The organism is Paenibacillus hubeiensis (assembly GCF_032334105.1).
Lineage (GTDB): Bacteria > Bacillota > Bacilli > Paenibacillales > Paenibacillaceae > Paenibacillus > Paenibacillus hubeiensis.
Window position 1 is genome coordinate 263,982 of the sequence record NZ_JAVYAE020000005.1, and the last position, 23,624, is coordinate 287,605.

Sequence of the window (23,624 nt, forward strand, 5' to 3'; positions counted from 1 at the left end):
TTCTGTTGTTTATTTCTCCTGTCCGGACAGGGGATTGAACTAATGATCACCCTCATAGCTTTTCAACCATTCCATCAGTTGATTCCGGATCTCTCTGCGATATTCCCGGGGCTCGAGGACCTCTGCTTCAGGTCCGTATTGGTACAACCATTGCAGAAACTCTCGACTGCTGTTTAACGTTACCTCGAACAACAAGCTGCCATCGGGCAGATCTGTCATTCGCGGACGGACAAACATCTCTTCTTCTTTTATGTAGGGAGCTATTTTTTCGGTAAATCTCACCTTGAAATGAATATGTTCGTCGCCACGGTCGACAGACCACGTATTTTTCATATATTGAATGATATTGAAATCACTCTTGTCAAAATGCTTGTTGGTCTGCAAAACATCGAGAAAACGGCTGATTCTGAACAATCTTACCCTTTGCTGCATATGACAGTAACCGATGAGATAGAAACGCTGGTCGCGCGGAATCAAATAATAGGGATCAATATCCCTGACTGTAATTTCATTGTTCGTAAGCGTATGATACTGGGTTCGAATCGTTTGCTGATCAAGGATCGCTTCAATAATGGGGATGAGCAGATTGGGATCTTTGCCTTCTTCCCGATATGCGGGAGTACCCATGCGAATAATGCCTGCAATGTTTTCCACGATTTCATTATTTTTTGATTTTGATTTGGTGTGAGCCGAAATAACCTTGTCAAATGCCGAGTCAAATCCAGCCGGCAGCTGCGAAGTATCCACCACGGACGGAAGCATGGAAAATACCATCGCCTCCTGTTCGGTAAAGTTCAAGGGATATAAGGCAAACTCGCCTATAAAACGATAACCCTTTCCATAACCCTCATTGATAATGGGGGCCACCCTGTCCAAAATCCGCAGATCTCGATAGATCGTACGAACGGTGGTGTCGCATTTCAAAGCCAATTCCTTGGCTGAAATTCCGGGATTCGCTTGTATAGCTTGAAGTATGCGCAGCAGACGAATTAATTTCTCTGTCATGCAGTTTCTCCCCTTCGATATTTTATCGGCAAGGAAAACTAGTTCCTTTAGTACTGAAATAAATCTTTAGACCCAACATCAATTTCGCAAATTCACCCTCCAGGCATAGTCCGATTGCACTTATCCCGCTATCCCAATATACCTTCCCTTACTTGCTTGCGTAAATTTTTTGCGGAGATCTCGCGTTCCTACGCCTATTAGCCTATACGCAAAAGGGTTGAATCGACAAAAAAAGCCCCGTCTCTTGAATCAAGAAACAGGGCTTTTCGGATTTATGAATGGCTAAGCTGCAGCAGCGGGGGGAGCACGTTGATCATATGGTCACACAGCTCTGTGATATCTTCCATCTGCTCTTCATTCACGGTGCGGACAAAATGAACATCTGCTGTAATGCGGTAACCATCGGATCCCCCGTATGTATAATGAACCTCTAGCTCGACGCGCTGTCCGGGCCAACCCTCGTCCAGGATGGAACGAATCGCCGGACAAGACGCTCCCGGATCCTGAACCAGCAGCTCATAGCGTAATTGTAAACGGCAGCCAGGTCGGCTGTCCGGCGTTTCCAATATTTCAGCCGCAAGATCGGAGAGCGAACTCTTAAGGATCACTTCTGCCGTCACCTGCGGCTGCCCTCTCAGGCAGCATTGAAGAACAAGTTCCCTGGACATTGCAGCCATCTCGAAGATATCCTTTCTGCCTGTAACCTGGATGATTTCGTCCAAGTTGTCAAGATCATAAAGCGCGTTCTCGAACCCCACTTTCAAATTGTCGTAAATGGTTGGATCAAACATGCCATCAAACCTCTTTCTTCATTTACTCCGTGCCCTTAGCAGAAGCTCTTGTTAGATAAAGAAGGTAACCAATAAATGTCTCCATTCCAGGGCGACATATTTTATTTTACGCAAACGATCCCAATTCGTCTCCAAATTTTCCAACTCGCCGTAATATAAAAAAACATATGTCAAACCATTGCCACATTGACGAAGCCTTTTGTCATGATCAAGGCGGCAAAAAGGCCCGGTCGGAAGACCGGGCCACAGGTTTCAAGCACCTCGAAACCATCACACATTATGCTTCTTCTATATCTTTTCCGGAAGCTGCCGATTCTGCATCAGCCTCTTCAGAGGTTGTTTCTTCATCAATCGAAGCTTGCGGCGGCATGACTGAAGCAATGATGGAATCTGCAGGCGTCACCAGTTTAAGCCCTTTGGCAAGGGTAATGTCGGAAGCAGTCAGACGATCCCCGATCTCCAGGCCGCTAACATCCACTTCAATGGAGGACGGGAGATCGGCAGGCAAACCTTCGACCTCGAGCTGTACCTCCTGGGACTGGAATACGCCGCCCGCTTTGGAACCGGCAGCCGTCCCTTGGAAATCGAGCGGAATGCTGACCGAAACCGGTTTATTCTTCGATATTTGCAAAAAGTCCACATGCAGCAGGCGGCCGTTGCGCTCCTGTTGGTCCTTGATCAGAACAGGCACTTTTTTTCCGCCTTCCAGTTCAAGGTTGAACATTTCGGAACGACCGGTTCGGGCCACTTTGAGCATTTCTTTTTCATCGACATGTATGGCGGTTCCCTCGATTCCCGGTCCATACACTACCGCTGGAATCCGGCCGCCTTGTCTCAACAGGCGCAGCGCGGCGCCTTTTTTTTCGGTTCTGGGTGTAGCCGTCAGTTGAGCCATTTCTCCGTTGGATTTCATGATTGAACATCCTCCTTCATGGTCCATGCGCCAAGGTTTTTCGTTTGACACACAGGTCTCTCTTTTGCACGACAATATGATCTTCGGCCATCATTCGGGCCATATCTATACTTACCCCAAAGCCACCGCATCTCAAACGTTAATCCGCTCATTTTTTCACATTAATCCATCTTTGCCAATCGGCTCCGATGTTCACGGCAAAGGCAGCCGGAGATCCTCCGGCTGCCTTTGCTCAAATACATACATGACTCTTTATGAAGCATTATGCACTGCTGAGATCGTTCATTCTCCCTGCATCGCGTATCACCTGCATATGGTCGGAACCACTCTGGACGACGATCAGCACATTCTCGTCCTCGGGCGTAATATCAACGTATCGGTCGCCGCACGTATCCTTGGCCTCCCATTCATTCAGGCGAATGATCAGCCCGAGATGCTGCAGACCGGAGGCCACCCGGAAACGCGCCTCCGCCGCATCGCCGTTCCTTTCCAGGCGCACGGCGCCATCCTGCATGCCCGTGCCCCAAACCCATACATCCCATCCGTCATACTGCCGATCCTGACGCTCGTACCGAAGCGTGACCAACCGCGACGTCTGCCTATGAACCGCAATGTCGATCGATCCCCGGACTCCTTCCGTCTCCGCTGTAATCCGGACATGGCCAGGTGCCAAACCGCGAACGATCCCGGCGGAACTGACCGCGGCCGTTTCCGGATGCGAAGAGTGCCAGCGAACGCGCACTCCCGATAGAGGCTGACCGAACTGATCCAGCACCAATGCCCTCAGCCGGCTAATGCGCGTCGTATACAACACGTTTTCTCCAACAATTTCGAGCCGTTCGGCATATCGCTCTTCGACCAGCAATAGACTGTAAGCAGCGATATCTCCGTATCGGGCCGTAATGACCGCATCTCCGGCTTGGATTGCCTCGATCGTTCCATCCTCTTCGATCCGGAGCACCTCGGGGGCCGAAGACGTCCACGTCGTCTTCGCATTCGGCACTACATTGCCCAAACTGTCAAGCACGACGGCGCGTATCCTTGCCTTCTCGCCAGGGCTATACGCCTGCCGCGGAGCATTGACTTCGATCACGGCGGGTTCGGTAACGCCTGCCTGCTCCATGTCATATAACACCATCAGCGACAAACGCTCAACCAGCACAGTCCCTTGCACGCTGTCAATCGCCTCCGTGCCGGCCCGCCGGTCATTGACGACCACATGCCAAGTCCCTTCAGGCAGGGTTAACGGCTGAGGCTGGGCAGAAGCATTGTAGATGACAACGATTCGGTTCCAGCTATCCTTGTTGGCTCCGTCCTTAAGCATAAAAACAACCATTTGCCCTTCGGCCCGGAGGAATTGCAGGTGCTTCCTGATCTGATCCGCATGAATCATGCGAAAGGCAGGGTGCGTCCGGCGCAGCTGAATCAGCCCGCGATAATAGTCGAATACGGCCCTGAACCTGGATTTATTTTTCCAAACGATCGAATTCACCACATCATCGCTGCGATAGCTGTTCTGGTCGCCAAACTTCGAGCGCAGCATCTCATCTCCGGCATGCAGAAACGGAATCCCCTGCGAGGTCAGCACAATGCCTGAAGACAACAACGAACGCCGAACCATATCACATTCCAGCACATCTTCTTCATCCACCAAACGATACGGGTCTGCTGCCCTTACTGCGGATTCCGCACTCCCGCCGCCAACCGGCTGTCCCCCTTGCCATTCGGGAAAACCAAGCTGGGGCCTCAAGTTCATCGTCGTGGCGATTTTATCCCATAGATTGAGATTGTCATGGGCCGTAACATAATTGATCGTTTCCGCTGGCGTGATCGTAAAGTCGTCGATGGCTCCCGCAACACCTGCGACGATGTCTTTCTCCTTGCCGCCGGCTCCGGTAGCGAATCCTTTGTCTGCACCGTCACTGTCCCCTTTAATGGCTCCACGAAAATGATCGTTGAACACGGCGAAGCCTTGACCGCGTTGGGCGCCTTTGAGCGTTTTTCGATTCAAGGGCGAATCCCCGCCCGTCCATGGCTCGCCATAAATCAGTATCGCCGGATCAATTCTCTCTTTCAATTCTCGCGTCAGTTCGTTCATCGTGTCCGTATCGATCAGCCCCATTAGGTCGAAACGAAATCCGTCTACATGATATTCTTCTGCCCAATGAAGCAGGGAATCCAAAATGTATTTCCGCACCATCGGCCGCTCCGTGGCCAGCTCATTGCCAACCCCTGATCCGTTACTAAGCGTCCCGTTCTCCCAATAACGGTAATAATACCCCGGTACAATCCGGTCGAAAGGTCCTTCATTCACGCTGAACGTGTGATTGTATACCACGTCAAGCACGACGCGAATGCCTTGCCTATGCAGGGATTGGACCATGGTCTTGAATTCGCGGATCCTTGTTGAAGGGTCCCGCGGATCGGTCGAATACGATCCTTCCGGCACATTGTAATGCTGGGGATCGTAACCCCAATTGTAAGGCAGCCTTTCATGGGGACCCGCATCCGCCAGAAGCAGTTCATCCACGGTTTGGTAATCCGCGACAGGCATCAAATGCACATGGGTAATCCCCAATTCGGCGAGGTGGTCCACCCCGATGGCATTTCCGTCCCGATCCGTCAGCCCTGATGCAGCAAAGGCCAGATATTTTCCTTTAAACGGAATATCAGCTTGGGGATCGGAAGAGAAATCGCGAACGTGAAGTTCGTAAACGACGGCATCAATCGGATGCAAAAATGCGGGTCTGGCATCATTCTCCCAATCAGCAGGATTCGTTGCGTCCATATCGATAATGGCCGTGCGCTGCCCATTGGCTGTGACCGCGTGCGCATAAGGGTCCGGCGCAATGGCAATGCGCCCATCCTCGTGAACGAGTCGGTACATATAATAATGGCTGTTCCAATCCCCCTCCAAGCGCAGACTCCATATCCCTTCGGCACTTCGAGTCATGGTATGGGAAATTCCGCCCTCATGTTCGGTTACCCGTCCATCCTCACCATAAGTCCCTTGCTCATCAAAAATCAGCAGCGTAACCTGCCGAGCTGTGGGCGCCCACAGCTTAAACGTGCTTGCAGCACGGGTATAGGTTAAACCAAGATCATTGCCCTCATAACGAAATTCGGTCCATTCCAGCATCGTTCCCACCGCCTTTGTATCCATGAATTTCGGTTTCGTCCCGATGTTACGGACCGGGACGCCATTTGTCAACCTAGGACCATGCATCACATATCGGCTGAATCTCCGCTTGCCATAGCATCATCATTGGTTGAAGAGCAATCGCTTCCAGAATCAGCATATGTAAACAAGCGCCTCAGATTGACAACGTTTGTGACTTTCCTGATAAAAAAAAGAGAATGAATCTACGAAATGCACGCTCTTCTTTGTATACCCGTTCTGAGCCACGTCCATAAGCAGGAAACCAAAAACAGGCCATGCTTCACGTCTTGATGACGTGAAACACGGCCTGTTTACAGTCACTTGTTTACGGGATCATTTCCCGTTCAATTCGGCATAGGAAGCTTCCAGTTCCTGAATCAACTGGTCGCCTCCCGATTTTCTCCAGTTCGCAACCTCCTGCTCCCAGCCGGCGTCGTCGATTTTGCCCATAATGTATTTGGTCTGGGCGTCCCAGATCATCTGATCCAGCTCTTGCCCGCGCTCGGTGTAGATATCCGATGACAATGTTAACGCAGGATTCGCAATGGCATATTGCTCGTTTTCGCGCGCCATTTTGGTTCCCTTCATGCCGATGGGCAGATCAACCAGCTCGGCGACGTTATAACCTTCGATGTTAAGCAGGTTATCGCGGTACGGCTTCACCTCGCGTTGATACCCATCAAAGTCCTTGAATTCGGTTTTGCCGTCCGCCGTTTTCGTATAATGCACTCCCTCAAGCCCGCGCAATTGCAACGTGCTTAACTCTTCGTCCAGAAGCTGGTCAAGGAAGGTGAGCACCCGCTTCAACTGCTCCTCGTCCGGCACGGAAGCTTTTGGAATCACGAGCATGCCATAGTTGCCTGGCTCGCCGGCAATGCGTATGCCGTCCTTGCCCTGGAACGGAACCACGTCAATTTCTCCGTCCGCTACATTGGGGGTCAGACGCTGCTGGAAGGACTTCCCGTTCTGGGCCACGCCGTTCAGCTTCATGCCGACGAGGCCGGAGTCGATCTTTTTGTCCGCATCCGAAGGATCGAGGGCCGGAAAATCGCTGTTGATCAGCCCTTCGCTGAATAAGCGTTTGAACAGCTTCATCGTGTCCACATACTCTGGCGTCAGAAATTCGGGAGTGAGTTTGCCTGCCTCGTCCACGCCCCACTTGTTTACGCCGCCAATACTTACAGCAATGCGCGTGAGCGGGGAGGACACGCCTTCATTATACTTTTTGTACAACAACGTGCCGTAAGTATCTTCCTTGCCGTTGCCGTCCGGATCGTTTTTGCGCATCGCCAGCATGATGTCGTACCAGTCGTCCAGCGTCTTCGGAACGTCCAGCTTCAGCTTGTCGAACCAATCCTTCCGGTATACGATCGCCGTACGGCCAATGTCCCGGAAATTGGGAATGCCGTAGATTTTGCCGTCAATCTTGATATTGTCGAAGTACGCCTTCGATTGGGGAGACAGGTTTTTGTAATCCTTCAGGTAAGGGCCCAGTTCCCAGAACAATCCAGATCGGGCTGCATTAAACGTGGTTGGCACATAATTCACCCGCATGATGGTGGGCATTTCGCCGGATGCCACCATGACGTTGACTTTGTCGTCAAAAGCCGACTGCGGTATCCACTGTACATTCAGATCGGTACCCGTATATTCCTCGATCTTTTTCTCGATCCCGTTTTCCTTGGCAGGCACGTCGCCCACCTGCATCAACGAAATGTTGATGGGAAACGGGCCTTCCCCCTCGGCAGGCGCCTTTTCGCCTCCGCATCCTGCCAACAATCCGGCGGACAAGGTCAAGACCATCATCCCCGCGCCTAATCGGGACATCCGTACTCGTGGGCTCATGAACCATCTCTCCTTTGGGTTACCATATTATGAATGCGCTATCATAATTGAGTTGAAGAAGGAACCGGCCTTACGCCAGTTCCAACTCTGTCCCTGCCAAAATGAACGGAGCGACCGATTTGGGATCATTGATCCGGATCGACTCGGTCACGTAATACTCGTATGAACCGTCACGATACGGAGTACCCCCAAGCCCAGCACCTCCATTGCACTGGGTCAAGGAGAGCATGCCTTCGCGGTCTGTTTTCAAGAGATGCTGTACCAGGCCATGGTATCCTTTTTCCGCAACCGGCTTGAATGTATCGCTGAGATAGCCTTTTCGAACGCCTTTTGCCAGCGCGTACACAAACATGGAGCTGCCCGAAGCTTCCAAATAATTGCGTTCACGGCCCGGCTGATCCAGCAGGTGCGGCCACAGGCCGGTCTGCTGGTCCTGCACGTTCACCAACGCATTTGCGATCCGCTCAAAAATGCCTACGATCTGGCCTCGCTGTTCATGATCTACCGGCAGATGATCGAGCGTGTCGACGACCGCCATGACGTACCAGCCCATCGCCCGGCTCCAGACATGCGGAGAACAGCCGGTCTCGCCCGAGCTCCAGCGCTGTTCCCGGCTTTCATCCCATGCATGGTACAGCAACCCGCTGCGCCGATCCCGCGTTTGCCGCTCGACTAACAGCAGCTGCAAGGCCGCTTTGTCGAACCACTGCCCATCCCCTGTTGCCGCGCCGTATCGGGTCAAGAAAGGCGTTGCCATGTACAGGCCGTCCAGCCACATCTGGAACGGATAGATTTTTTTGTGCCAGAACCCGCCCTCGCGTGTGCGCGGTTGCCCCTTTAACTGGACCATCAGCAGATCGGCGGCTTTGCGATATTTGGCTTCCCCCGTTTCTTCCATGAGCAGAAACAACGATTTTCCCTGATTGATCTGGTCCAGATTATATTCCTCCACTTTGTATGTGCGGATCGTTCCGTCTTCCAGAATGAAGTGGTCCATCAACTCGCGGATGTAGTCGAAGTACCGTTGTTCCCCTGTGCGAAAATAAAGCTCTTCCAGCGCTCTCAACACGCATCCGTTCTCATAGTGCCATTTCGCATACAGCTCATGCTGGCGGTAACTTTCCATAAATTGCTCTGCCATGCGTACCGGCGTGAATTGCAACGTTTCCTTCATGGACATCCTCCGCTTCCGGCTGCTTATTGAGCTTGTTTTTTGTAATCTTCCGCGTATTCCTCACGAATCTTGTCTCCGCCCGCCTTCTTCCAGTTCTCGATCTCCTGGTTCCAGCCGTTCTCGTCGATCTTGCCCATGATGTATTTCGTCTGGGCATCCGCGATCATCTGGTCCAGATCCGCCCCGCGATCGCCATAGGTCGGGGAATAGAGCGTCAGCGCGGGATTCGGCACGGCATGCTCTGCCAGTTCCTTGGCCAGCGTCGTTCCTTTCTCGCCCAGTTCGGTATCTTTCAGCTTGGGCACGTTATAACCCTCGACGTAAGGCAGATTATCGCGATACGGCTTCACCTCGCGTTGGAACGCATCGAAATCGCTCATCTCCACTTCGTTTTCGCCAACCTTGACAAAATGTTTGTCCTCAATGCCGCGCATCAGAAGTGTGGCCATTTCAGGCTCCATCAGCTTGTCGAGGAAAGAAAGCAGGCTTCTCAACTCTTCTTCCGAACCCACGGTTGCTTTCGGGAAAGCCAAAATGCCGGAGTTGCCCGTCTGCCCCGCTACGCGGTCACCATTCACACCCAAGAGTCCCGCAATGTCCACGACGCCGTCCGGCACGTTTTTGGACAGGCGCTCCTGCTGGCTCTTGCCGTTCTGGGCCACGCCGATGCGCATGCCAACAAGGCCGGAATCATACTTTTTCTCCGCTTCCGTCGAATCGAATACGGCAAAGTCCTGGTTCAGCAATTTTTCGTCGTACAGGCGTTTCAGCAGATCCAGCACCTGCTTGTATTCCGGTGTCATGAACTCGGGAGTGAAGCTGCCGTCATCCTCGACCTTCCACTTGTTCGGCGCGCCGAAGCTGACTCCGAGACGGGTCGTGAAGGAATATTGGTCCTCATTGTACTTCTTGAACAGCATCAGCCCGAACGTATTGTCCTGGCCGTCACCGTCCGGATCGGAAGTAGCCAGCGTTTTGATCGTTTCGTACCATTCGTCCGGCGTGGTCGGCACGCTCAGGTTCAGCTTGTCGAACCAGTCCTTCCGGTAAATGACCGTCGCGCGGGCAATGTCGGAGAATACCGGCACACCGTAAATTTTGCCGTCCACCTTGACGTTTTCGAAGAAGCGCTCGTTCTGGGCGGACAGGTTTTTGTAATCCTTCAGCAGCGGGCCGATTTCCCAAAAGACGTCATTGCGCATCGCATTGGTCACGGTCGGCGTGTACTGGACCTTCACGATTTTGGGCAGGTCGCTGGAGGCGATCATGACGTTGATTTTGTCGTTGTACGCCGATGCGGGAATCCACTGAATGTCCAGCTTGGTGTTTGTGTATTCCTCGATTTTCTGCTGAACCTCATTGCCTTTGGCCGGCACGTCGCCGACTTGGGCGATGGCGATGGATATGTTCTGAACCCCGCCTTCCGCCGCCTGACCGGAGTCCGACCCGCCGCAGCCTGCCAGCAAACCGGTTACCAATGCCAGCGTGCTCAGTACAGCCACTGCTTTCTTTTTCGTTGCTTTCATAAGAAATGAATACCTCCCCTTTTTAATCGGTCCTGACGTTCGCATGCAAATTAAGGTCAACCTTTTACCGAACCCAGCATCACCCCTTTGGCAAAGTGCTTTTGCAGAAACGGATATACGATCATGATCGGCAACGTGGAAAAGACGATGACGGCCATCCGGATGGTCAGCGGCTGAATTTCCGTCTCTTCGATGCTGGTATCCCCGATCCGGCTCTGGGCCAAAATGACGATTTCGCGCAGCCACACCTGCACAGGCCACTTTTCGCTATCGTTGATGTAGATGATCGCGTTGAAGAAGCTATTCCAGTGGGCAACGGCGTAAAATAGCGAGAAGGTTGCCATCGCCGGCATGGACAAGGGAAGCACGACACGGAACAGCACGCCGACGTCGTTGCAGCCGTCGATCTTGGCCGCATCCTCCAGCTCGTCAGGAATGGCCTGGAAGAAGTTTTTGAGCACGATCAGATTGAATGCGCTGATAGCCGTAGGCAGCATGAGCGACCACAGCGTATCGGTCAGATGCAGCGATTTGACGACGAAATAGGTAGGGATCATGCCGCCGCTGAACAGCATCGTGAACAATACGCCGAGCAGGATCGCCTGGCGTCCGCGCAAATATTTGCGGGATAACGGGTAGGCCATGAGCGACGTGAACAGCAGGTTAATCAGCGTGCCGACCACGGTGATGTAGATGGATACGCCCAAACTGCGAATCAGGGTATCCGTGGAAAAAATGTACCGGTAAGCCGCCAAGGAGAACTCTTTCGGAAAGAGAATGAAACCGCCCTTGGCCACCTCATGCGGGCTCGTAAAGGATACCGCCAGAATGTAGATAAACGGGATGACGGTCACGATACCGATCAACAGCAGAAGGCCATGGTTGACGATATCGAAGATTCGGTTACCCCACGTTTTGTCCTGTTGCATGGTTAAGTTCACTCCTGTCTGGTAAAGAACGTCCAATGCACTGCATCAGTAGACGCCTTCCTCCCCGAATTTTTTGGCGAGCCTGTTGGCACCGAGCACCAGCGCCAGTCCGACGACCGATTTAAAGAGACCTACCGCGGCGCTATAGCTGTATTGGGCCTGGGTGAGACCTTTCGTATACACGTAGGTATCGAAGACTTCGCCCACGTCCCGGTTGGTTGGCGTCAGCATCAGGAAGATCTGTTCAAAGCCCGTGTCCAGGAAATTGCCCAGACGGAGAATGAGCAAAATGATGATGGTGCTGCGGATGGCCGGCAGCGTAATGTGCCATGTCTGGCGCCAGCGGTTGGCTCCGTCGATGCGGGCAGCTTCATAGAGCTGCGTATCCACGCCGGACAGCGCCGCAAGGAATATGATCGTGCCCCAGCCGACCTCTTTCCATATGGATTGTCCCACGATCATCGAACGGAACCAGCCCGGTTCCAGCAGGAAGGCGATTTTCTGCCCCGTCAGGCTGTAAAGCATCTCGTTGATGGCCCCGCCTTCGGTCGTGAACAACATGTAGAATACGCCGACAACGACAACCCATGAGACGAAATGCGGCACGTATACCAGCGTCTGCACGAACCGTTTGAAGCGCTCCCGCCTAACTTCATTCAACATGAGCGCAAGCACGATCGGCAGCGGAAAGAAAAAGATCAGGTTATAAATCGCAAGCAAAAACGTATTGCGGAAAAGCATCCAGAATTGAGGTTCCCCGAAAAAACGCTGGAAGTGCTTGAACCCGACCCAGTCGCTGCCGAAGATGCCTTTGTATGGCGTATAATCCTGAAACGCCATCGTGATGCCATACATGGGTATGTATTTGAAAATAATGAAGTAAAGCACGCCGGGCAGCAGCATGATGTACAGCCACCGGTTTTTGATGATTTCCCTCCACAACAAGGTTTTGTCACTGCGAGCAGCGGGCTTTGTCCGGGCCGCCGTTTCGGCTTTCATAGTGTCTTCCTCCCCACTTTGGAAACGATTACATTTATCACTTCCTGAAATTCATGTTCTCATTGTCGGGGATAAACGGGTAACTGGCTATCATCTTGTTTTAGCTTCTTGTTTTTCCTTATGCAGCAAGGGTTTGCATCGTTTTCGGCAATGACGTTTCCAAGCGGGATGGACCGTTTTTAACCTGCATCCTCCGACCTTAACCGGCCGGGAATCATGCTGGTGAGCGGCTTGCTGCATGCTGTTATGGGGACGGAATCACCGAAAAAAGCCTGCCCGCCATGGCAGGCGTAGCAGGCTTTATATTCGTTGCAAGGACAAGCCCATTCAGGAGGCAACCAGACAGGACTCCGGCAATTTCCGCGAAATCCCCAGCCGGCTTCCCGACGCAGGGTCATCTCTGCTGCTCGCGGTATTTCCCCGGCGTGGTTCCCGTAATTTTGCGGAACGTGCGGATAAACGCCGTCGGATTCGTATAATTCAACTTTTCCGCGATTTCCGAAATTTTTAGGTTGGTCGTCTGCAGCCACGTTTTGGCTTTTTCCATGCGGTATTCGGCAAGGTATTCGGTAAAATTCACGCCGGCTTCCTTCTTGAACACACGGCTCAAATATACCGGATGAAAATTCAGCTCCTCGGCGCATACCTCAAGCGACAACTCACGATCGTACCGTTCCTCGATCAACCGGATCATGCGATGGGCAATGTTCATGTATTGCGATTCTTCCCGTTCATGGCAAAAGCGGATCACAGGCTCGAACAGACGGCGGCGGAACCAACCCGTCATTTCGTCCAGCGTGGATAACTTCAATAACCGTGACATCGATGCTTTCTCGCCGAGCACCTCGGCCACGTCTCCTCCCTGCTCCTGAACGAGCTGATACACCCTGGACAGCAGCTGCACCATAATGACGGGATATTCGCTGAAATGCAGCTTTTTGTCTGCGAGCAAAGCCAAATATTGCGCAAAGTATTCGTCGGTCTTGTCCTGATCCCCTTGCTTCAATGCGGAAGCCAACTGATCTTCGATCATGCGCAGCTGGGTATAGAGCGCCGCTTCGGTCCGACCTCGCGGCTGAATATCCTCATAATGCAAAATAATGCGGCTGCCCAGGCTTACCCTTCCGCGCAGGGCCTCTCGACTCTCATGGTAAGCCTGCGGCGTATCCCCGATCGCGGTATAGGCACGACTGATGCCGATGCTCACCGGCAATTGCAGATAGGTCACGACCCGCTCCCTTATGCCCTCTGCCTGCTGATGCATCCATGCTTTCAGCTGAGCCTCGTCCTCCAGCTTGGAGGCCAACACCGTCACCTGCGCATCATCGATCATGATCGGCGTAAATCGCATCTCGTGAGGCAGCAGCTCCTCAACCATGTTGGTCACGGCAAACAACAGCAAATCCCGATCCTGCTCTTCATACCTGGTCCCTTCCATCGTATCGATCTGCAGCGTCAACACGCCCAGCCTGGACCAATCTGTGGGAAAATCATACCGTTGCCCCTGATATCTGAAATCCTCCTCGGATATTTTGCCGGTTAACAGCTTCGTCATAAAAAATTCCTGCAAATGCACGTGCTGCCCCTTCATTTGCTCTCGCAACGTTTTCTCCGAGCTGAACAGGGTTTGCAGCTGTTCCTCAATGTACCCGAATTCATCCTGCCTGCGATTCGCCTGCGCCGAAGGGGAATCCAGGCCTTTGGTAAATTGCAGCAGCCTTGAAATGGGCGAGTACATCCGCCGACTGCCATACACGGCAACCAGGCCGGTAACACACAACATGACCAAGGTCGCCACGCCCGTAACGATCGCGATTTTTCGCGATTGGGCGGTAATTTGGTCGAGGGATACCACCGATACGTACAACCAGCCGTTTAACGGTGATTGTCTGTAACTGACAGCCATCGGCTTGCCTCCCACCTCTGCATTGAAAAAGCCCTCGGTCTCGCCGGCCAACCGAATCTTTTGATCGATTTCACGGTTCAGGAGCTCATATTTCTCTCCTTGCTCCACATCGTCCAGAAAGAAATGGCGCTCCTTGTCCAGCACGTACATATCGCCGGAGTTGGGATTGCGGCTCAAGAACGCACCCAGTTCCGCATCGGCGATGTCGATGACCAAGAACCCCTTGGGCTTGACATTGCCCGGCACCATCGGAATTTTGAATACCATGCTAACCACGTTATCCGAAGAGATCAGGCTTGGCGGGGAGACGTCTTGCCCGGTTTCGTTCATTCCTGCGGATACCGGCACGCTCTCCTTGGCCGAATGCACATTCCGCGTGACCCAAAAAAGACTGTTCGTATATGTCAAATAAGAATCGACGCGGTCGCGTATGCTGAAATCGTCCACTTTGCCAAAAGAACGCATGGAGACAACCCAGTCTTGTTCCAGATTGACCAAATAAGCCTGATCAATGCTTGTAACCGCTTGCAGGTTGTTGAACCCGGATGTGAGATCCCTGATTTCCTCAAATTCGCTGCTGTCGAGCGGCTGTTTCATCGCTTGAAGCACCAGCGGAGAATTCACGTATTGGATGGAGGACAACTGAAGGCTACTCAACACCTGCTCCATTCTCATCTGGGTCTGGTGCAAAATTTGCAGATTGCTCTCACGCACTTTCTGTTCAATGTCTTGGGAAGCAATGGAATAGGACACCGAACCGATCACGATCACCGGAAGAGCCCCAAGAATCATCGTAAAGCACAGCAATCGCAGCAAATATTTGGGCAAGTAGAGCAACCTCCTTTGTATAATATCGCTTTCATTGGATTAATTTACTATTGTTATTTTAAAACCCATCGTTATTCAAGTCCACTATTTCTTATTCATTGTTGACTTCAGAGCATTTTCCAGTTTATAGTGTAAGCATATCCTCAATCGTAAGGAGAGATTTTGATGTCGGTGAGCGTTCTTAACTAATTAGCTTCATATTCAGGATTATGGCCTTGCACTTGTGCATATGCCCAAATGGCGTATGTTTGTTTCTTGCTGCGCCAGAACCCTGTACTTAGTTAAGAACAGCGGATATCAACCATCATCTTCGGGATTGTTATGGGACCGGATCCAATACCGCGCTGTTGTTCAGTGCGGTTTTTTTGTGTCAGAAAGGTGTGCAGCTTCCGTGCAGCTTCTTTCTGGCCGTTCAAGAAAAACTCCGCGAAACGCGGCCTCTCTTTTGTGTATGCATCTTCAGCATGCTTCACAATTGACGTTTTTCTTGTTTGGGTCCGGTTGCCCTTCTTTCCCGTACAGTATGCGGGCGGAGAATGACGTATGTTCATTCTTCGCCCTTTTTTGCGTTTCCGGGCCAAACCTTGCACCGTGATGCGAAAACGAGAGAGGATACCAAATCTATACTGAGGAGAGATTCCCTTATGAAAGAACAAACGCTGCAGCGTCTTGATTATCATCGAATTCAACAGCTCGTTTCCGGCTGTGCCCTGTCCTATCTCGGCAGAAAGCACGCCCAGGACATGAAACCGATCGCCGATGCCCGCATGATCCAAATACGACTTGGGGAGGCCGACGAAGCCGTTGCCTTGATCCGTTACGGAGCAAGTGTGCCCATCCCTTCACTCGATGGCATGGAGACCATCATGAATCTGCTTGGTACCGGATATTTGTTCAACGAACAGGATTTCGGTCATCTGGCCCAGTTTCTGCGAAGCTGCGCCCAACTGATGAAATACATGGAGGGCAAAGCGGGGGTTGCGCCTACGGTCAGCCGTTATGCGGCCTCCATGATGCAAATGGAGCAGCTGCTGGGCGAGATTGAACGCTCCATCCACGCCGGGCGCATCCAGGACCATGCCAGCAAGGAACTGGCCCGCATCCGCAAAAAAATGGCTGTCAGCAGCGAACGCATGAAACGAAAGCTGGACGCGCTGGTAAGCAAACACCGCTCGATCATGCAGGAGCATGTCATCAGCCAACGGAACGGCAGGGCAGTGCTGCCGATCAAAAAGGAGTTCCGCAAACAGGTGAAGGGCAGCGTGCTGGATGAGTCCGGCAGCGGCCAAACCGTTTACATCGAACCTGCCGAGCTGGTCGGGCTGCAAATGGAGCTGTCTTCGCTTCAGGCGGAAGAATCGCGGGAAGAGATGAAAATATTGGGCGACCTGACCGCGCTGGCCGAATCCTACAGCCACGAGATCAAGCTTAACGTGGATACGGTAGGCATACTGGATTTTCTGTTTGCCAAAGCCAAATTTGCCGCAAGCGTGGACGGCGTAGTCGTGCGAGTCAATACTGAGGGGCGCACCCGTTTGCTGCAGGCAAGACATCCGTTAATGGGCAAATCCATGGTTCCGCTGGATTTCTCCATCGGGGACAGTTACTCGTCGCTGATCATCACCGGTCCGAACACGGGCGGCAAAACGGTCGCGCTCAAAACGCTCGGCTTGCTTACACTCATGATGCAGTCGGGTCTGCTCGTCCCTGTTGCGGAAGGCAGCGAGATGGCCGTCTTTGAAGAGATGGCGGTAGATATTGGAGACGGACAAAGCATGGAACAGGCGCTCAGCACCTTCTCTGCCCACATTCGGAACATGATCGGCATTCTGGAGCAAGCCGGCCCATCCACGCTGGTATTGATCGACGAGATGGCTTCCGGTACGGATCCCGGCGAAGGCGTCGGGTTGTCCATTGCCATGCTTGAAGAGCTTCACCGCCGGGGAGCCACCGTTGTGGCAACGACCCACTTCGGCGAGATCAAACATTTCGCTGCGGCGACGCCTGGATTCGAAAATGCGCGCATGGAATTCGATACCGTCTCCCTTCAGCCCCTTTACCGGCTGCGGATCGGAGAAGCGGGCGAAAGTTACGCCTACGCCATCGCGCAAAAGCTTGGCATGCCGGAACGCATCATCGAACGTTCCAAAGCGGTTTCTTCTCATGGAATAACGGAGAAAAAGGAACGACGAGATGTTTCTGAACAAGAAATGGATTCCATTCGCCCCCGTTCAGGAAGCCAACCAGGCGATCAGCGTTCCGTTCAGGAAGCACAACGTTTTTCTCAGCAGGGCTTGGGGCATCCGGACCATCATGCCTCCGGGCAGACGTCCGCCTTCGCTCCAATCCCGGCGCGGTCTCAGACTGAAGCAGGGCCGCAGCATGCCAAGCGACCTTCGAAATGGGATGCCGCCGTTCCCGAGCGGACCGATACACAGCCAGCCTCGGACTCGGATGAATCTGAATCCACTCACCGGACCAAAGCATTCAGAAAAGGCGACCGTGTATTCGCGGCCTATTTGAACGAGACGGGCACAGTGTACGAAACGGAGGACAAACGCGGAAACATCGGTGTGTTGATGCGCGGAAACAAAATCAAAATCCACAAAAAACGGCTGACGCTGCACATCGCTGCGGAAGAGCTCTATCCCGATCTGGATCACTACGATCTCGACATCGTGCTGGATACCAAAGAGAACCGAAAAAAACGTAAACAGATGGCGAGAAAACACGTGGATGGATTGATCATCGAAACGCCTCCTGAACATTGAAGCCGAAGCTGTTATACTGGGGAAAGGAACGCTATTAGAAAGAGGGGCTGCCCATGAGTTTGGAATCGGGTTCCGTGCACGACAACCTGCGCATAGCCAATGCTTTGACCTGCCCGCTGTGCGGCGAAGCCAACGGATGCACGTACGCGGCAGGCCGGCCTCATGAGGAATGCTGGTGCAAGGCCGCCGAATTTCCGGAAGGCATTCTGGATCGCATTCCGCCCGCGCAGCGCAGGAAGTCCTGCATCTGTCAGCGGTGCGTCGAAGATTATACCAAGCGTGCCAACGCATGAACGAAGCATATGCCTTAGTCTGAATGTTTACTCGACAAGGGGAATCTCTCGCCAAGAGTGGTCTCGAATAATTCAAGCATGACAAAAGGAGCGAATCGCCCCGATCATCCGGGGTGGTTCGCTCCTTTTTGTTTGAACTGCTAGAAGCAGTCCTCTCTTGATTGAACGTTACATTTCAGAGTGGTACTTCACGGCCTGTTGCAGCACCGGATGGGATTCGTCCAGGGATGTCACCTGGCTCAGCGCAGCAGCAACGCCTTTTTGGCGAATCAGGCCTTGAAGTTCGACGGCTTCCGGGTCCTCAGCCACGTCAAATTTGCAGGCCGCTGCCATACCCATGGCCAAATGCACGGTCTCCATTCCGTATTCGTAAGCCTGGGTAGCCGGGCGTACGAGCCGATCGTTCGGGGACAATTTGCGCAGCGGAGATCTTCCTACGCGCGAGACTTCGTCCGTAAGGTACGGATTGCGGAAACGATCCAATATTTTCGAAATATATTTCCCGTGTTCCTCGGCATCGAACCCAAACCGTTTCACAAGCACATTTCCCGTCTCCTGCAAAGCACCATGCACGATGGACCGGACCTTCTCGTCGGCAATGGCTTGCTGAATGGTGTCGTAACCGTAGACGTTGCCGATATAAGCCGCAACACAATGTCCCGTGTTTACGGTGAACAGCTTGCGCTCGATGTACGGTTCCAGATCCTCCACATACATGACACCTTCAATCGGGTTGAACGCAGGAGACATCTGTGAACGATTCACGACCCATTCATAGAAAGGCTCTACCTGAACATGCAGCGGATCCTCATGATGCTGAATCGGAACGATCCGGTCCACGGCGGAATCCGGGAAGTAAACATATTGGTCTGCCAAGCGCCGAGTAGACTCCTCCAGCAGCGAATAGACATGGTCTTTCAGCTGCGTGCTGGCACCGATCGCATTCTCGCAAGCGATGATGTGCAGCGGTTCGATCGCTCCGCCTTTGCCCAGCCGCTTTTCGAGTCCTTTGGCAATACCCGGTGCAATATGTTTCAAAATGTTAACGCCAACGGCAGTGGTGACAAGGTCCGCTTCCGCCACCGTTTCCGCAACGGTGTCCAGGTTGGTCCCGTCGATAGCATCAACATGGGTGACCGTTTCCGTGTCTTTGGATTCGTTCGCCAATTCCACCGTGTACTGTTTGCGCTGCTGCAGCGTGGACACCAGCCCTTGGTTCACGTCCGAAAAAACGACCTCATAGCCTGCGCGGGAAAGGATCAGCCCGATAAAGCCCCGTCCAATGTTGCCTGCACCAAAATGTAATGCCTTCATAGTTCCATTTCGCTTTCAAGAAGAGTGATGATTTCTTCGGCCGTTTTGGCATGGCGCAGAATCTCCATATTTTCTTCTTCTGCACAAATGACCGCGATGCTGGTCAGTATTTCCATGTGGTCTCCGCCTTGCGCGGCGATGCCGATGACCATGTATGCTTTCTCGTCGCCAAAGTCAACACCTTGCGGGAATTGAATAACCGAGATGCCGGTGGACAAAATAAATCCTTTCGATTCCTTCGTGCCATGCGGAATGGCAAGCCCGTTACCGACGTACGTCGATACGATCTCTTCTCGCTCCAGCATTTTGTCGATGTACTCCGCCGTAATGTGGCCAGCATTTTTCAGCACTTGCCCGGCCATGCGAATCGCTTCATATTTATCTTGCGCCGTCGCGTTCAGGACGACTTTGTCTGTCGTTAAAATACTCATGGTTGTTGCCCTCCAATTTCGGTTTTGCTGCGATAAAATCCGACCAGTTCACGGGAAAGATAATGAATGAGATCATCCCTGTTCCCTTTTTCCAACAATTCGATCATTTCTTCCTGCAGAAGCAGGGCGCTGATTTCGCTAAGCACCTCCAGGCTTTCCTTCGACAGCTCCCAAGGGCCCAGCATCAGCAAGACGTGGCTGACGCCTTCCGGGTCGTCTTCGGACATCAGCAGCGGCTGCGTCAGTTGGAACAAGCTGATCGATGCCCTGTAGATGCCTTCGCTGCGCGTGTGAAACAAGGCGAGCGAAGTGCCCGGAATTTTCTGGCTGCCTGCTTTTTCACGGGCCTCCAGCAATTTGGTTACTTTGTGCGGAGCTTGAAGCACGCCGCGCTCATGCTGTATTTTGCACATGGCATAGACTGTTTCATCCAATCCCAGGCCCTTATTGTCCAACGGAAATACCTGGAACTCGCCGATGATTCGCACGATCTCTACCAGCATGGCCTCAAGTCCTGACCACTGCGTTTCGCGAACGACAGGGGAATGCCCGCTTGAAGGCGGGCTGTGTTCCCGCTGCAGCGTCGTCGTTTTGATAAAATGCCGAAGCTGTTCGCTTTCCTCTCCGGTCAATAGCGGACTGACTTTGTAGTACTGGTGCTTTTCCATCGGCAAATCCACGGTCGACAATACGAGATCGTACTGCTCCTTAGGAATTCGGGCCGCTTCGTACCAAGACACGCTGTCCACAATGCGAATTTCGGGAATTTCCTTGGCGAGCCTGCTTGAGAGCATGCGCGACGATCCGATGCCGCTGGTGCACACAATGACGGCTCTGACCTCGCGCTTCAGCGTCCGCAACCGTTCAATGGAAGCCCCAAAATGCATGACCAAAAAACCGATTTCCTCATCAGGTACTTCAATGCCATGCCAAGCATCATTTACCGCCCGTTTAACGTCCGCGAACAAGGCTTCGTAATCCTGGCGGATTTGCTGCAATAAAGGGTTGCGGATCAGCTGCCGCCCTTCGATTCGTTCCAGAACAGGCTCCATATGGGCAATCAAACCTTCGCGCAGCAGCCGGTCTTCATGAAAATCGTAATGCGTGATCTTCTCCATGCTGTCGATCAGCGAAACGACCCGGTCAAGCACAAGCAGATCATCCACCGGCAGCAGCCGGGTGGTATGCATCAATTGCCTGGCTTCGATCAGCAGGCCGTGAACGTATTTCCGCTCCGCCAAATCGAGTTCGATGCCCAGTTCACTGGCAAGAATGGTGCAGAGACGCAAAGCCATATATTCCGGAACACTGTCTTCAGCGATCTGTACGTGCGGCATATCGTTCTCGATCGCACGGCCTTTGTTGACACGGGCCGCCATCACCGACAATTGCAGCAGCAATCTCATGTACTGGCGCTCAGGCATGTTCTCCAGCCATTCGATATCGGGCTGCCATAAGGCGTTTTCTACTTTCAATACATGACCATGCCCGATGATTTCGAGCAGCTTGTCGTTTGCCTTGGAGTTGGTATGCTCCGATCGGGCGCCGAACAGATCCGATTCGTCCAAATGCTCCATGGCAAGTTCCACCATTGCCCGACGGATATGAGATTCGCTCCCGGTAATCTCCACGCCGTATCCACGTCTTCTCACCAGAACGAGTCCCTGCTCCTCGATCCATGATTGCAATTCATCGAGATCGTGGCTGACCGTTACGACGGTGACTTTCAAATCGGATGCGATCGCGAGCAGCTTAATGGGCTCTTGATTATCGTCCAGAAGCAGGCTGAGCGCGTAAATTTTGCGCTCTTCGGGCGTCCATTCCATCGGCTCGACTTGAAACAGCTGTTGTCTTAGCCGTGAAAGACAGGAGGGATCTGCATCTAAATAGATGCCGATCCCGGATTTTTTTTTGATTTCGACCCCGTAAGAGACCAGTTTTTCTTCCAATGCGCTAAGTTCCCTCAATATCGTTCTGGTGCTCACATTGATCCGGGCCGCGATGTCCCCGGCGGTCACTTCTTTGGTCTGCTGCAGGAGAAATTCCAAAATCTCGCGTTGCCGCTTCGAAATATTCATTGTTGTGGTTCCGTTCAGGAATTGGATTTGAGGCGTTCAACCAGTGCCTCGTATTCCGGGCTCTTCAGGAAGTTTTCAATGGAGATGTGCTCCGCGTTCGGCGCGACCGTTTTGGCCCGGTCGGTCAGCGTTTTTTGCGTAATGACGATATCCGCATCCTGCGGAATTTCGCTGATCGCCGTATTGGTGACGTTCACGTCCACACCGGCCTGCTTCATTTTCTTCCGCAAAATCGAAGCACCCATCGCGCTTGATCCCATTCCCGCGTCGCACGAGAACACGATTTTGTTGACATCTTTCTTCACTGCGGAAGCCCCGATGTCTGCCGCACGGTCTGCTTCACGGTTGTCGTTGGCTACGGTTTCGTTCGCCGTCTTGCCTTGATTTTTCATTTCTTTCATCCGGTTGGATGCAGCTTCCAAATCCTCGTCTTTTTGTTTGCCCGTTTTGAGCAGAACGGCAGCAACCAGGAAGGAAACGACCGCTGCAATGATTACGCCTGCCAACATCGGAACGTACCCGCCCTTAGGTGTCAACAAGAAATAGGCGATGATACTTCCCGGAGATGGAGCGGATACGAGTCCCGCACCCGTCAACATGAACGTCAGCGTTCCAGCGACGCCACCCGCAATAGTGGCCAGGATCAGGATCGGTCTCATCAGGATGTAAGGGAAATAAATTTCGTGAATCCCGCCAAAGAAATGGATGATGGCAGCACCTGGAGCCGAAGATTTCGCAGAACCACGGCCAAAGAAGCAATATGCCAGCAAGATACCAAGTCCGGGACCCGGATTTGATTCCAGCATGAACAGTACGGATTGACCGAGATCTCTAGCCTGATCCGTTCCCAAAGGCGTCAAAATCCCGTGGTTAATGGCATTGTTCAGGAAAAGCACTTTTCCCGGCTCGATGATCAGGTTGACGAGTGGCAGCAAGCCGAGATCCATCAATCCTTGAACGCCCGCGGACAGAATTTTACTGAGCGCCTCAATCAGAGGGCCGATCCCTTTCAGGGCGATCAAGGCCAGAATTCCGCCAATAATACCGGCAGAGAAGTTGTTGACCAACATTTCAAAACCGGATTTGATTTTGCCTTCAACGGCTTTGTCAAACTGTTTGATGATCCAAGCCGCAAGCGGACCTGCGATCATTGCGCCAAGAAACATCGGAATGTCGCTGCCCACGATGACGCCTATGGTCATAATCGAACCGACGACGCCCCCGCGCGTGCCATGCACCATCGTACCGCCCGTATAACCGATCAGCAATGGCAGCAAATATTTGATCATCGGATCAACGAGCTGCGCAAAATCGGCGTTAGGGAACCAACCCTTCGGTATGAATAAAGCCGTGATCAAGCCCCATGCGATAAATGCACCCATGTTCGGCATAACCATGCCGCTCAGGAAACGTCCGAACTTTTGCACGCCTACCCGCAGTCCTTCGGCTTTCCCGGACTTTGCGTCCACTGAACTCATATTGATAACCTCCTCAACATGTTAAACCTTGACTCGACTGAACATATCAACACGCAGTTCAGATGAATAAAGGTACAAATCTTGTATTCGTGATTTTCAAGTTCATACTAAATGAAAACGGTATCCCTTACAACGAAATGAAAATCAACTCCCGTCATGAACGTTGATGACAAGATTTAAATT

The 23,624-nt window shown here is 52.5% G+C and carries 16 protein-coding genes; 2 read left to right on the forward strand and 14 right to left on the reverse strand.

Annotated elements, in window-relative coordinates; genetic code table 11:
- Positions 1–39: 39 nt before the first annotated feature.
- The 10 genes from RSX24_RS16455 to RSX24_RS16500 all read right to left on the reverse strand — a co-directional run bounded on the left by RSX24_RS16455 (position 40) and on the right by RSX24_RS16500 (position 15,076).
- The gene (locus RSX24_RS16455) at positions 40–1,005 is read right to left on the reverse strand and encodes a helix-turn-helix transcriptional regulator (protein ID WP_339274189.1); all 966 of its coding nucleotides are present in this window, start codon (positions 1,003–1,005) and stop codon (positions 40–42) included.
- A 272-nt stretch (positions 1,006–1,277) separates the two neighbouring features.
- Complete coding sequence (locus RSX24_RS16460) at positions 1,278–1,796, reverse strand: hypothetical protein (protein WP_343261216.1); 519 nt, start codon at positions 1,794–1,796, stop codon at positions 1,278–1,280.
- Positions 1,797–2,073: 277 nt separating this feature from the next.
- A complete protein-coding gene (locus tag RSX24_RS16465) occupies positions 2,074–2,709 on the reverse strand; it encodes a 50S ribosomal protein L25 (protein ID WP_343261217.1) in 636 nt (211 codons plus the stop codon).
- Between the two features lie 262 nt (positions 2,710–2,971).
- Complete coding sequence (gene pulA, locus RSX24_RS16470) at positions 2,972–5,872, reverse strand: type I pullulanase (RefSeq protein WP_343261218.1); 2,901 nt, start codon at positions 5,870–5,872, stop codon at positions 2,972–2,974.
- Between the two features lie 330 nt (positions 5,873–6,202).
- Positions 6,203–7,714 carry an extracellular solute-binding protein gene (locus RSX24_RS16475; protein ID WP_343261219.1) on the reverse strand — a complete coding sequence of 504 codons (1,512 nt, stop codon included), beginning with the start codon at positions 7,712–7,714 and terminating at the stop codon, positions 6,203–6,205.
- A 70-nt stretch (positions 7,715–7,784) separates the two neighbouring features.
- The gene (locus RSX24_RS16480; protein WP_343261220.1) at positions 7,785–8,888 is read right to left on the reverse strand and encodes a glycoside hydrolase family 88/105 protein; all 1,104 of its coding nucleotides are present in this window, start codon (positions 8,886–8,888) and stop codon (positions 7,785–7,787) included.
- 23 nt (positions 8,889–8,911) lie between these two features.
- The gene (locus RSX24_RS16485; RefSeq protein ID WP_236415525.1) at positions 8,912–10,414 is read right to left on the reverse strand and encodes an extracellular solute-binding protein; all 1,503 of its coding nucleotides are present in this window, start codon (positions 10,412–10,414) and stop codon (positions 8,912–8,914) included.
- 56 nt (positions 10,415–10,470) lie between these two features.
- Entirely contained in the window at positions 10,471–11,343 is an 873-nt protein-coding gene (locus RSX24_RS16490; protein ID WP_236415524.1) for a carbohydrate ABC transporter permease, read from the reverse strand.
- A 45-nt stretch (positions 11,344–11,388) separates the two neighbouring features.
- Positions 11,389–12,342 carry an ABC transporter permease gene (locus tag RSX24_RS16495; RefSeq protein ID WP_236415522.1) on the reverse strand — a complete coding sequence of 318 codons (954 nt, stop codon included), beginning with the start codon at positions 12,340–12,342 and terminating at the stop codon, positions 11,389–11,391.
- Positions 12,343–12,736: 394 nt separating this feature from the next.
- Positions 12,737–15,076, reverse strand: a complete 2,340-nt coding sequence (locus tag RSX24_RS16500; protein WP_343261221.1) for a helix-turn-helix domain-containing protein — start codon at positions 15,074–15,076, stop codon at positions 12,737–12,739.
- 644 nt (positions 15,077–15,720) lie between these two features.
- Here RSX24_RS16500 and RSX24_RS16505 point away from each other — a divergent pair.
- Positions 15,721–17,847 carry an endonuclease MutS2 gene (locus RSX24_RS16505; protein WP_343261222.1) on the forward strand — a complete coding sequence of 709 codons (2,127 nt, stop codon included), beginning with the start codon at positions 15,721–15,723 and terminating at the stop codon, positions 17,845–17,847.
- Between the two features lie 53 nt (positions 17,848–17,900).
- Positions 17,901–18,140: a cysteine-rich CWC family protein gene (locus tag RSX24_RS16510; RefSeq protein ID WP_236415517.1), complete on the forward strand. Its 240-nt coding sequence runs from the start codon at positions 17,901–17,903 to the stop codon at positions 18,138–18,140.
- 168 nt (positions 18,141–18,308) lie between these two features.
- Here RSX24_RS16510 and RSX24_RS16515 read toward each other — a convergent pair whose 3' ends face one another.
- The 4 genes from RSX24_RS16515 to RSX24_RS16530 are packed head-to-tail and all read right to left on the reverse strand — an operon-like array spanning position 18,309 to position 23,441.
- Positions 18,309–19,454, reverse strand: coding sequence for a mannitol-1-phosphate 5-dehydrogenase (locus RSX24_RS16515; RefSeq protein WP_339274201.1), 1,146 nt, complete (start codon positions 19,452–19,454; stop codon positions 18,309–18,311).
- Entirely contained in the window at positions 19,451–19,885 is a 435-nt protein-coding gene (locus RSX24_RS16520; protein ID WP_236415513.1) for a PTS mannitol transporter subunit IIA, read from the reverse strand. The genes RSX24_RS16515 and RSX24_RS16520 overlap by 4 nt, the downstream gene beginning before the upstream one ends.
- Positions 19,882–21,963, reverse strand: coding sequence for a BglG family transcription antiterminator (locus RSX24_RS16525; RefSeq protein ID WP_343261223.1), 2,082 nt, complete (start codon positions 21,961–21,963; stop codon positions 19,882–19,884). Before RSX24_RS16525 ends, RSX24_RS16520 begins: the two co-directional genes overlap by 4 nt.
- Before the next feature lie 14 nt (positions 21,964–21,977).
- Complete coding sequence (locus RSX24_RS16530; protein ID WP_343261224.1) at positions 21,978–23,441, reverse strand: PTS mannitol transporter subunit IIBC; 1,464 nt, start codon at positions 23,439–23,441, stop codon at positions 21,978–21,980.
- Positions 23,442–23,624: the final 183 nt, after the last annotated feature.

Excerpts from the sequence above, each read along its gene's own strand:
- RSX24_RS16520 (WP_236415513.1), bottom strand. The coding sequence starts at position 19,885 with ATGAGTATTTTAACGACAGACAAAGTCGTCCTGAACGCGACGGCGCAA.
- RSX24_RS16460 (WP_343261216.1), bottom strand. The coding sequence starts at position 1,796 with ATGTTTGATCCAACCATTTACGACAATTTGAAAGTGGGGTTCGAGAAC.
- RSX24_RS16495 (WP_236415522.1), bottom strand. The coding sequence starts at position 12,342 with ATGAAAGCCGAAACGGCGGCCCGGACAAAGCCCGCTGCTCGCAGTGAC.
- pulA (WP_343261218.1), bottom strand. The coding sequence starts at position 5,872 with ATGGATACAAAGGCGGTGGGAACGATGCTGGAATGGACCGAATTTCGT.
- RSX24_RS16485 (WP_236415525.1), bottom strand. The coding sequence starts at position 10,414 with ATGAAAGCAACGAAAAAGAAAGCAGTGGCTGTACTGAGCACGCTGGCA.
- RSX24_RS16490 (WP_236415524.1), bottom strand. The coding sequence starts at position 11,343 with ATGCAACAGGACAAAACGTGGGGTAACCGAATCTTCGATATCGTCAAC.
- RSX24_RS16530 (WP_343261224.1), bottom strand. The coding sequence starts at position 23,441 with ATGAGTTCAGTGGACGCAAAGTCCGGGAAAGCCGAAGGACTGCGGGTA.
- RSX24_RS16510 (WP_236415517.1), top strand. The coding sequence starts at position 17,901 with ATGAGTTTGGAATCGGGTTCCGTGCACGACAACCTGCGCATAGCCAAT.
- RSX24_RS16515 (WP_339274201.1), bottom strand. The coding sequence starts at position 19,454 with ATGAAGGCATTACATTTTGGTGCAGGCAACATTGGACGGGGCTTTATC.
- RSX24_RS16455 (WP_339274189.1), bottom strand. The coding sequence starts at position 1,005 with ATGACAGAGAAATTAATTCGTCTGCTGCGCATACTTCAAGCTATACAA.
- RSX24_RS16505 (WP_343261222.1), top strand. The coding sequence starts at position 15,721 with ATGAAAGAACAAACGCTGCAGCGTCTTGATTATCATCGAATTCAACAG.
- RSX24_RS16480 (WP_343261220.1), bottom strand. The coding sequence starts at position 8,888 with ATGAAGGAAACGTTGCAATTCACGCCGGTACGCATGGCAGAGCAATTT.
- RSX24_RS16475 (WP_343261219.1), bottom strand. The coding sequence starts at position 7,714 with ATGAGCCCACGAGTACGGATGTCCCGATTAGGCGCGGGGATGATGGTC.
- RSX24_RS16465 (WP_343261217.1), bottom strand. The coding sequence starts at position 2,709 with ATGAAATCCAACGGAGAAATGGCTCAACTGACGGCTACACCCAGAACC.
- RSX24_RS16525 (WP_343261223.1), bottom strand. The coding sequence starts at position 21,963 with ATGAATATTTCGAAGCGGCAACGCGAGATTTTGGAATTTCTCCTGCAG.